Annotated in this window: 8 protein-coding genes and 1 pseudogene; 3 read left to right on the top strand and 6 right to left on the bottom strand. The window is 36.7% G+C overall.

Features of this window, described 5'->3' with window-relative positions:
• Positions 1-281: 281 nt before the first annotated feature.
• Both MRT15_RS12305 and MRT15_RS12300 read right to left on the bottom strand, forming a co-directional pair.
• Positions 282-518, bottom strand: coding sequence for a hypothetical protein (locus tag MRT15_RS12305; RefSeq protein ID WP_304330586.1), 237 nt, complete (start codon positions 516-518; stop codon positions 282-284).
• Positions 508-897, bottom strand: a complete 390-nt coding sequence (locus tag MRT15_RS12300; protein ID WP_304330585.1) for a hypothetical protein — start codon at positions 895-897, stop codon at positions 508-510. The genes MRT15_RS12305 and MRT15_RS12300 overlap by 11 nt, the downstream gene beginning before the upstream one ends.
• Positions 898-1,503: 606 nt before the next feature.
• Here MRT15_RS12300 and MRT15_RS12295 point away from each other — a divergent pair.
• Positions 1,504-1,935, top strand: a complete 432-nt coding sequence (locus MRT15_RS12295; protein ID WP_304330584.1) for an archaellin/type IV pilin N-terminal domain-containing protein — start codon at positions 1,504-1,506, stop codon at positions 1,933-1,935.
• Positions 1,936-2,090: 155 nt separating this feature from the next.
• Here MRT15_RS12295 and MRT15_RS12290 read toward each other — a convergent pair whose 3' ends face one another.
• The gene (locus MRT15_RS12290) at positions 2,091-2,387 is read right to left on the bottom strand and encodes a hypothetical protein (protein ID WP_304330583.1); all 297 of its coding nucleotides are present in this window, start codon (positions 2,385-2,387) and stop codon (positions 2,091-2,093) included.
• A gap of 910 nt (positions 2,388-3,297) precedes the next feature.
• On the opposite strand from MRT15_RS12290, the gene MRT15_RS12285 reads away from it, so the two are divergent.
• Positions 3,298-3,771, top strand: a complete 474-nt coding sequence (locus MRT15_RS12285; RefSeq protein ID WP_304330582.1) for a hypothetical protein — start codon at positions 3,298-3,300, stop codon at positions 3,769-3,771.
• Here MRT15_RS12285 and MRT15_RS12280 read toward each other — a convergent pair.
• Positions 3,768-3,962: a hypothetical protein gene (locus MRT15_RS12280; protein WP_304330581.1), complete on the bottom strand. Its 195-nt coding sequence runs from the start codon at positions 3,960-3,962 to the stop codon at positions 3,768-3,770. The genes MRT15_RS12285 and MRT15_RS12280 overlap by 4 nt on opposite strands.
• Before the next feature lie 397 nt (positions 3,963-4,359).
• Between MRT15_RS12280 and MRT15_RS12275 the strand changes: the two genes are divergently transcribed.
• Entirely contained in the window at positions 4,360-4,578 is a 219-nt protein-coding gene (locus MRT15_RS12275; protein WP_304330580.1) for a hypothetical protein, read from the top strand.
• Between the two features lie 81 nt (positions 4,579-4,659).
• Here MRT15_RS12275 and MRT15_RS12270 read toward each other — a convergent pair whose 3' ends face one another.
• Positions 4,660-4,875: a hypothetical protein gene (locus tag MRT15_RS12270; protein ID WP_304330579.1), complete on the bottom strand. Its 216-nt coding sequence runs from the start codon at positions 4,873-4,875 to the stop codon at positions 4,660-4,662.
• A gap of 366 nt (positions 4,876-5,241) precedes the next feature.
• A pseudogene (locus tag MRT15_RS12265) lies at positions 5,242-5,468 on the bottom strand (nucleotidyltransferase domain-containing protein).
• Positions 5,469-5,676 lie beyond the last annotated feature (208 nt).

Below are 5,676 nucleotides of genomic sequence, written 5' to 3'. Positions count from 1 at the left end.
ACCACCCTCCCAAGGAATCCTAACAATATAAACCCTAGCAAAAGGCTCATAAACAGGATAACTCTCCAAAACCTCAAACCTCTCATCAAAAGGGAGAAAATCCACAGCCCTCTCCACAGCCACCCTCCTAACAACACGAACCTTAGGACTAACAAAAGGAAACCTAACCATAAATAACCAAAATATAAAGGGAAAACACGAAAATATAAACATAACACAATACAAAAATACGAAAGTATCAATAAAAGGAAGTAATAAAAATGTTTAATGAAAGTTTAACTTTAAATCTCCAGCTTTCTTAAAAATCGATTCATTTGACAGCTTATTACTGGAATCACGAGGAGAAGGATTAAACCTACCACTAATCCAATTTCAGGAGGAATGCGTAGATGTGGTGGAGTAAACTCATACCCAAAAATCTTAAAGGGGATTGGAAGAAAGATGCTTCCCATTAACATCGCAAAACTAGCGATTACTAGTAAAACCTCTGCGAGGTGAAGAACTCTCTCATAAGACATAAGTTCTCGCCTTTATATAGCACCATGTGGAGAACATGGCGGTTAATCCACATACGATGCCGATGAGCGGTATGCTCAGAAACGCTATGGGAGTCAATGCCCAAAGCATCAAAGTTAAACCAAGCAACACGCTTTTAGCACTTCTCTTCCTTTCAAGTTCGAGCTCCCTAATACACGCTTTTAAATGAGGTATATCATTCTCAGAAATTCTTATAATTTCATTCACTAAAAATGCAAGATCTTCGAACGTAAGGTCTTGACCACCTTTTAATTTCCTCTGTAGGGTAGCCAAAGAAGTTATCTCACGGTAGGTTGCGGTAGCTATCTTATTTACAGGCATATGCCTAGACTTTACGATGCCTGTTACCACAAGCTCCAAGTAATTCCGCTCCTCATCAATGTTAACATCAAATCTCTTTTCTTTCTAATAATGTCAATCAACTCTCTGTAAATACGTTCTATGTTTTGTGGAGATTCCGCTTCAACACCGATAAACCGTCTGTCAGGATCAACAAATATTGTGCAGTTCTCTTTCTCCGCTACACGTCCGCCTATATATGCCCGGTGAGTAGGCGAAATTGGAAAAGGGGGCCTTACGAGAAGGCTATAACCACTTTTCTTTAAGCTATCAAGAAGTTCAAAAGCAGTAATGGGAAAAATAAAGACTTCAAAACTTCAGTTAATCTTACAAGAGAGAATTCAACTTTAACCATTCCCTATTCCAACCTATAAGAATATATTGCTAACATGTTATAAAAATACTTTCTTTTCCATATTCACGCATATGCTAAAAGCCAAGAGATTTCCCTCTAAATCCGCGTATCTTTCAAATATTTTTGCCAACTTATCAAGTCTAAGTCCAGTTGAAATATCATTAAGGATTTCGCTTCGACGTTTAATCACAGAATCTATAAGCTCTAAAGTTTAACTTCCCGTTATATATATATATAAAAGCAAGGAAAATATAAAGAGGAAGGTGTAGTAAATGAGGAATGCGAGGAAGAGGGGTGTATCGCCAGTAATAGCAACAGTAATACTAGTAGCAATAGCAATAGTAATAAGCATTGCAGCAGCATTCTGGATGACAGGACTACTAAGCAGCTTCACAGCATACGAGCGTCTAACATTATCTGCATCAATATCAAAAACCACTGGCAATACGTATACTGTGACTGTTACCGTAACGAATGATGGTACCCTACCTACAACTGTTAAGAAAATCTTAATAAATGGAGCAGAAATGACAGGTACTAAGGCTTTTAATCCTACACTGCCACAGAATATAGATGTTGGAGGAACAACGGTTTTTGTTGCAAGCGGCCTTGAAAATGCGGATGTTGGACAACCTCGCAGCATCGTTAAGATAACGGTAGTGACTTTAAGAGGTACTTACGAAACTCAGTTGACAGTACCATAAAATCCACATTACTCATAATTTTTCATAGAATTAAAAGTTCAGCATCCATATAGAGAGAAGTTATCTTTAAGAAGGTTATTGCTTCATCAAGCCTCCTACACACTCCTTTGAAAGCTAGAAAGATTCTTCATCAATCTTCCATACAGGTCTTCAGATCAATAGTTCCTTGTCCCCCAAACCTCTACGACTTCACTTGTTTCTATTGGAAGTATGAGGATGACTTTGCCCGCTTTGAGATACGTTTCCGCACGAGGGGGTCTCGTAATGCTAACCTCCATGAAAACCCATTTTCCACTCTTCTCTGCACATACATCTGGATGGCCGCTTAACCTATCTTTCACTTCCCTCGGCAAATCATCGCATGAATAAATCTTATAACCCATCTTCATAAGCTCCTCCTCAGCCCTTACAACATACTGTGTATGTATATCCTCAGATACATACTTACGCACTTTAACAGGCGATCTCTCCTCTCGGTAGGAGTTTTCATATTAATTTCAACATGAAACTTTCAAAGCGATACCTAAAACTTTAATGGCAGTAATATGAGGATCTCCTTCAACATCATATAAGTGAGATATTGGGGGAGTGTTAAATATTTGATAATGATGTGTAATTTCACATGTTCACTTTTGCTTCAGCTTCCCTAAGCTTCTTTGGATATCACTATAACTTTAAGTGATTTCTAGATTTTATGCTGAAGGTTTACTTATGAAATCTTGGTTATCCATAGCAACGCAACTATTTCATGCTTACCTCGGTGAGGGTACTGCTCATAAGCCTCCTTAGATGCTTTTGGCATAGCGCTTTGCATTAATGAATCCTGAAATAATCGCATAATATCCCCCTCTTCCTAATATCCTTAACCTTCATCAATATTTCTCCTCACCACCGGGATGAGAAAATATAATGAAATTAAGCCTTTTACTCACAGCTCTTTAGTAATTGTAGCAACAAAGGAATGATCCCTTAACTCAAGAAGATAGGATGTATGAATTTTTTAATCTCCCTTAATTCCAATAATGCCCTTCATCTTCTTCGAGTGGAAGGCTTAACTACAAAGCCGGAAATCGCTATCTTCGTTAAGAATTTTAGAAGTAGCTATGAAAAAGCCGTTCTAGTCTAGCGTTAACTTTCATCCATCCCCTTCGCATTTTTCATCCTTCATGTCGTCATGAGAGGGCTTTTCGCCGTGGACTGTTGAGGAGACTTGAGCCTTCCTTCGGTCTAAACTTCCTTAAGAATTATACCGTTATAGTTTGTTGGAAATTAACAATAACAGAATATAGTGAAACCTTGAAATTACTTTACATTAATAAGCACCTATATCGCTATGCATATTAATGGAAAGGAGAGCAAAATATGAGTGATATCGAGCTGTACTACCAACTAGCAATAAATGAATATGGTAGGAGTACTGAAATGTTTTACAGGCTTAGAGAACATGCATCTGTAATTCTTGGTGTTAATGCTTTAATACTAACGCTAGTCAGCACCATTTTGTCAACTTCATTATCTAGAAACTTAAATAAGACTTCAATTCCATTTTATTTAGTCATTTTGGGAATTCTATGTTTTTTGATTAGTGTATCCTTTGTTCTCTCAATATTTTGGCCGAGGCTGTGGGACATCCTCTTGGTTTCACCAGAAGGAATAATTAAACTTTATAAGCAGGGGGAGTTAAAGAAGGAAGATGTAGCAGAGGAACTTCTCATAATTGCGCATATAAATATGGGAAGTGTGAGAAGACATTCAATTAAAATGAAGATTTCAATAATTACAACCTGGTTTGGCCTAATATTCCTAAGTTCTGGTGTTGTTTTGAGTTTATCTTAAACGCGATATCCACGTCCAAATCTAAGCTTTTTAGCATCAATGCCGTATTCTTTTAAGAGGTAAGCTTCATCATCCTTACTAAATGTTGGCATTGGAAATTCTCCGTACTTTGTTTTAATATACTCAACTTCTTCTTTTTTAGGATTATTTCTCCTGAATCGACTCATGATTTTCCCTATAAATACGGGCATATTTAATACACCTAATTAATTTTAATGACACTAAATATAAATATTTGGCTTTAAACAATAATCTGGCAACCGTAATATTTAGACAATTTTCAACAATGAAATTGTAACTCAGGTTCTCTGGACCAGAAATATGGATTAAAGATTTCTAAACCCCACATTCCTTCGTGAAGTTTCAAAGCCAAAGCTTGAGCTCTTTGAAGATAAGCTTAAAGATATGGAGAGGGCGACAATAATTCTCAAGAATAGTTTATGAAAATGAGATTAGAAATGTTTAGCTGAAGGATATATTTTTCAGCCTATTACCCCCGCAGAGGATATTGATGAGGAAGATTGGAATTAAGGTTGCATGTGGAGTAAATATATAAAGTTTAACGGCTAATGAATGATGGGTGTAGGGATGTTTTTCGATTTCTTGAAGCCGAAGAGGGTTGCTGCCAGTTTGATTGCGAAGAGATTAATGGAACGTTACGGTTCACTTTCTGATGAGGAATTGTTGAGTAAAGCTAAGTATGAGCTTGAGAGGGTTAAGAGGAGGGATGAAGAGCTTTACAAGTATGTTTTAGAGAAAATAAACAACTATTATGGAGTTGAGATAGGGTTAAGCAACAGTTTCTAAATAGTTAACTTTATATGACTCAAGAAGCTTCTCAATAGATTTTTTAGCTCTTCTAGAGATAATGACTTGAAACAAGCAGCTTCAACCTGATTTTTTAGTTTCTTTAATTAAATCTTCAAGGCTTATACTAAGACCTTCAGCTATTTCCTTTTTCGCTTCCGCTAATTCTTTCTTCCTTTCTTCACTTAACTCTTCCTCGGGTAGAAGCATGGCTCTAAGTTTAAGAAGTTCAATCCTAATTTGCTCTAATTTATCTAGCACTAATTTCAACTGTTCTTCAGTAAAAGTTACGTCCACTTCTACGCACTAGAACATTATTGAAACTAGAGATTTATAAAGTTTTCAAGAGGGGAAGGTGCTCTGTTAACTTAAAACCTTTTTATTTCTTGTAGTGCCTTCAAAGTTAGAGGATGAACGCTTTTTACTATTATGCTCAAAAGTAGGAAGCATTTTAAACTAATGCGAAGAAAAGGCCGAAAAAAGAGGCTGAGGGAAAACTCATGATGTAGAAGTGTACAAAGACGATAAACTTACACTTATAGTTAGAAGCTTAATGTAGTTGAGCATCTTCTTTATACGCTTGAACTCCTGTAGCTCCATGGTAAAAGCCAAAATTAGGCTATAAATTCCACTTTTATAAAGCTAGGTTGAAAGTAGTTTTCATTACCTTTTCTGGGAATTATTTGTGTATGTGTTGTTTAGTTTGATGAGTTTTGCTCTTCTCTTATATGTTTCCAGCATATTTCTGGTTATAACGTGTATTTCGAATGGGTCATCTATTCCATTTGACCATAGTTCTGCAATTATTCTGCCTGGATGGAGATCTGAGACCACTAATATGTCTATGTCGCTTGAGATTAGATGTCCCCCTCTGCTACACTGCCAAACAAGTATAATTCTGCATTGGAGTCAAGCTTCCTGACAGTTTCAACTATCTTCTTAAGATACTCATCCAACCTTTCAAATATCTCCCTCCTCCTCTTAACCTCATCGATCAACAGATCTTCCCACAATATCCATCACCCCTCTCACTGTTTGTAATAGTTTTCTAGCCTCCTCCTCACAGTATTCCCTAGCAACATATCTTGAGGTGATATA

The sequence above is a fragment of the Candidatus Culexarchaeum yellowstonense genome (assembly GCF_024707025.1).
Classification (GTDB): Archaea; Thermoproteota; Methanomethylicia; order Culexarchaeales; family Culexarchaeaceae; genus Culexarchaeum.
Note: the sequence above shows the minus strand (reverse complement) of the source record. Positions and strands in the feature narration are given on the sequence as shown.

Excerpts from the sequence above, each read along its gene's own strand:
- MRT15_RS12275 (WP_304330580.1), top strand. The coding sequence starts at position 4,360 with ATGTTTTTCGATTTCTTGAAGCCGAAGAGGGTTGCTGCCAGTTTGATT.
- MRT15_RS12305 (WP_304330586.1), bottom strand. The coding sequence starts at position 518 with ATGTCTTATGAGAGAGTTCTTCACCTCGCAGAGGTTTTACTAGTAATC.
- MRT15_RS12280 (WP_304330581.1), bottom strand. The coding sequence starts at position 3,962 with ATGCCCGTATTTATAGGGAAAATCATGAGTCGATTCAGGAGAAATAAT.
- MRT15_RS12295 (WP_304330584.1), top strand. The coding sequence starts at position 1,504 with ATGAGGAATGCGAGGAAGAGGGGTGTATCGCCAGTAATAGCAACAGTA.
- MRT15_RS12285 (WP_304330582.1), top strand. The coding sequence starts at position 3,298 with ATGAGTGATATCGAGCTGTACTACCAACTAGCAATAAATGAATATGGT.